Raw genomic sequence first — 3,397 nt, forward strand, 5'->3', positions numbered from 1 at the left:
CCGGAGGGTCTGGTGGTGATCGGCGTGGAGATGGACGACGACGAGGTGGTCCGCTTCCTCGACGAGACCGTGCTGGACACCGGGGAGACGGTTGACGCCTCGGCCATGCTGGGCCTGCACCCGTACCTCGTCGGCGACCCGGACTCCAGCGACGTCGAGGAATGGATCTACGACGAACAGCGCGCGGCGCCCGTCACCGGGGTCGCCGCGATGTTGGCCGATCCCGAGGATCCGGAGGCATTCGATCCAGCTTTCACCCCCTGACCGCGGTGCGGGGACGAAGCTGCGGCCGGTACCCCCGACGACCTGACGCCTCTCTCATGTTCTGGTTCGGCGTCACCCCGACTACGTGCGTATAGTGGCGCTGACGACGCCGAAGTGTCGCACCGGCAGGGGGGCCAACCGCCCGCGGCGGGGGTGCTGCACGGACGAGGGAGGAGACCTCGTGGACGAGGACAACACCGGCCACGGCCCGAGCGGCGCCGGGGACGCCCAGCGACGCAAGCGTGACCTCGCCTCGGTGCGTAGCGCGATCGCGGCGCTGCGGGAGGCCACGGGAATCCCCGTGACGATCGGTGGTGTCGTCGGGGAGGGCCACACGTTGGTCCTGTCCGAGTCCCTCGGGATGCGGACCTCGGCGATGAAGGACCTCAAGGTCCACTACGGGGCCGGCGTGGGCGGTCGGGTCATGGCCACCGGCAAGCCGGTCGGCGTGGCGGACTACCCGCGAGCCGGGGTCATCACCCACGAGTACGACCTGCCGGTGCTCTCCGAGGGGCTGCGGTCGATGGCCGCGATCCCCGTCGTGGTGGGCAAGGACGTACGCGCGGTGATCTACGCCGGTGTCCACTCCTCGGTCCGGTTCGGCGAGAAGGTCCTCAACCAGATGGCGGCCACCGCCCGCGCCCTGGAACAGGAGATCGCGGTCAACGACGCACTGGCGGCCCGCGGCGCCGCCCCGGTCGGGCCCGGCTCCGGCGAGGGCCGGTGGGACGACGTGCTGTCCAACGAGCGGATGCGCGAGACCCACGCCCGCCTGCGGATGCTCGCCTCACGCACCGAGGACCCGGACGTCCGCGTGGAGCTCGAACGCATCTGCGCCGAGATGGTCTCCCCGCCGCCCGAGATGCCCACCGCGCGGTTGTCCCGCCGCGAACTAGACGTGCTGGCGTGCGTCGCCCAGGGCAAGACCAACATCGAGACCGCCGCCGACATGGGCATCGGTGCCGAGACGGTGAAGAGCTACCTGCGGTCGGTGATGCGGAAACTCGACGCGCACACCCGGTTCGAGGCGGTCAACGCAGCGCGCCGCATGGGCGCGCTGCCCTGACCCGCCCCGCTCCGGCCGGTCGCGCTCCGGTCAGCCGCGCTCCCCGCCGGGCACCCACAGTACGTCGCCCTCCGGGTTGGCGACCCGGCCCAGGACGAACAGCAGATCCGACAGCCGGTTGAGGTACTTCGCCGGCAGGACCGAGGTCGTCTCCGGGTGCGCCTCGACGGCCGCCCATGCCGAACGCTCCGCCCGTCGGGTGACGGTGCGGGCGACGTGCAGGTACGCACCCCCCGGGGTCCCGCCCGGCAGGATGAACGACGTCAGGTCCGGCACCTCGGCGTTGAACTGGTCGATCCAGCTCTCGAGGCGATCGATATAGGCCTGCTCGATGCGCAGCGGCGGGTACTTGGGGTCCTCGACCTCCGGCGTCGACAGGTCCGCGCCGGCGTCGAAGAGGTCGTTCTGCACGGTCCGCAGTACCGCGACGACACGGTCGTCCAGGCCTCCGAGCGTCACGGCCACGCCGATCGCCGCGTTGGCCTCGTCGCAGTCCGCGTACGCCACCAGTCGGGGATCGTTCTTGCTCACGCGCGAGAAATCGGAGAGGCCCGTGGACCCGTCGTCGCCGGTCCGGGTATAGATCTTGGTCAGGTGAACAGCCATGTCGGCCAACCTACGCTGCCGCGGGGCCGCAGCTGGAGCGGATCCCTCCCTCCTCTCGCCTAGGGTGGAACCGTGAGCGCTAATCCCACGTCCCGCGAGGAGAGCTTCCTCGTCCGCGGCGGTACCCGACTGTCCGGCGAGATCTCCGTATCAGGCGCCAAGAACAGCGTGCTCAAGCTGATGGCGGTGGCGCTCATGGCCGAGGGGCGGACGACGCTGACCAATTGCCCGACGATCTCCGACGTCCCCGCGATGGCCGATGTGCTGCGCCACCTCGGGTGCACGGTCGAGGTCTCCGGCGACACCGTCGTGATCGACACCCCGGCTGAGTTGGGGCACGTGGCCGATGACAAAGCGGCCCAGCGCCTGCGCGCATCGGTGTGCATCCTGGGACCACTGGTCGGCCGCCATCATCGCGCCGTGATCGCGATGCCCGGCGGAGACGCGATCGGAAGCCGTCCCCTCAACTGGCACCAGAACGGACTCAACCGGCTCGGCGCCCGCACCCGCATGGACCACGGCCGACTCGTCGCCGACGCGACCGAGCTCCGGGGCGCGGACTACGAGTTGAGCTTCCCGTCCGTCGGCGCGACCGAGACCTTCGTGACCGCGGCGGTCCTGGCGGAGGGCACCTCGGTTCTCAAGAACGCCGCGCGCGAGCCGGAGATCGTCGACATCTGCGACCTGCTCAACGAGATGGGGGCACAGATCAGCGGCGCGGGGACGAGCACGATCACCATCCGCGGCGTCGATGAGCTGACGCCGGTCAGTCACCGGGTGGTCGGGGACCGGATCGTCGCGGCCACCTGGGCCATGGGTGCGGTGATGACCCGGGGCGACGTCACCGTCACCGGCATCGACCCCATGTTCATCCATGTGGTGCTGGAGAACCTGCGCGCGGTGGGTGCCGACGTCGAGACCGGGCCCGACTGGATCCGGGTCGCCCAGGAGGGCCGGCCGCGGGCCCGGGACATCCGGACCCTGCCCTTCCCCGGTTTCCCCACCGACCTCCAGCCGATGGCGATCGCACTCGCCTCCGTGTCCGAGGGGGTGTCGGTGGTGACCGAGAACCTCTTCGAGGCACGGTTCCGGTTCGTCGAGGAGATGGTCCGCATGGGCGTCACCGCCGAGACCGACGGTCACCACGCCAAGATCGTCGGCCGCGAACGCCTGGACTCCGCGACGGTCTGGGCGAGCGACATCCGCGCCGGGGCCGGGCTCGTGTTGGCCGGCATGTGCGCGGACGACGTCACCGAGGTCTGCGAGGTCTTCCACATCGACCGGGGATACTCCGACTTCGTCGGGAACGTCCGGTCCCTCGGCGGCGAGATCGAGCGAGTGCCCACCCATCGTTGAGGTCGACGGGGCGGAGATCGGGCACGCAACGCCGAAACTGCCTCTGACCAGGCGATTAGTACTTTCGCCGCGGCCCGTGTAACTTTATCGGAGCCGCCAGGGAGC

3 protein-coding genes and 1 pseudogene are annotated in these 3,397 nt (G+C 70.3%); 3 read left to right on the top strand and 1 reads right to left on the bottom strand.

The annotated features are described in order from the left end of the window. Together G6024_RS07265 and G6024_RS07270 are read left to right on the top strand one after the other, a co-directional pair. Positions 1-264: pseudogene (locus G6024_RS07265) on the top strand (CobW family GTP-binding protein); the annotation flags it as partial. 181 nt (positions 265-445) lie between these two features. Further along, a complete protein-coding gene (locus tag G6024_RS07270) occupies positions 446-1,330 on the top strand; it encodes a LuxR C-terminal-related transcriptional regulator (RefSeq protein ID WP_119191950.1) in 885 nt (294 codons plus the stop codon). A 30-nt stretch (positions 1,331-1,360) separates the two neighbouring features. Here the strand turns inward: G6024_RS07270 and G6024_RS07275 are convergent, their stop codons facing one another. Continuing rightward, positions 1,361-1,936 (bottom strand): cob(I)yrinic acid a,c-diamide adenosyltransferase, encoded by a 576-nt coding sequence (locus tag G6024_RS07275; protein WP_069388706.1) that lies wholly within the window; start codon positions 1,934-1,936, stop codon positions 1,361-1,363. Positions 1,937-2,008: 72 nt separating this feature from the next. On the opposite strand from G6024_RS07275, the gene murA reads away from it, so the two are divergent. Next, entirely contained in the window at positions 2,009-3,292 is a 1,284-nt protein-coding gene (murA, locus tag G6024_RS07280; RefSeq protein ID WP_120284445.1) for a UDP-N-acetylglucosamine 1-carboxyvinyltransferase, read from the top strand. Positions 3,293-3,397 lie beyond the last annotated feature (105 nt).

Origin of the sequence: Dietzia maris (genome assembly GCF_014144855.1) — a bacterium.
Lineage (GTDB): Bacteria > Actinomycetota > Actinomycetes > Mycobacteriales > Mycobacteriaceae > Dietzia > Dietzia kunjamensis.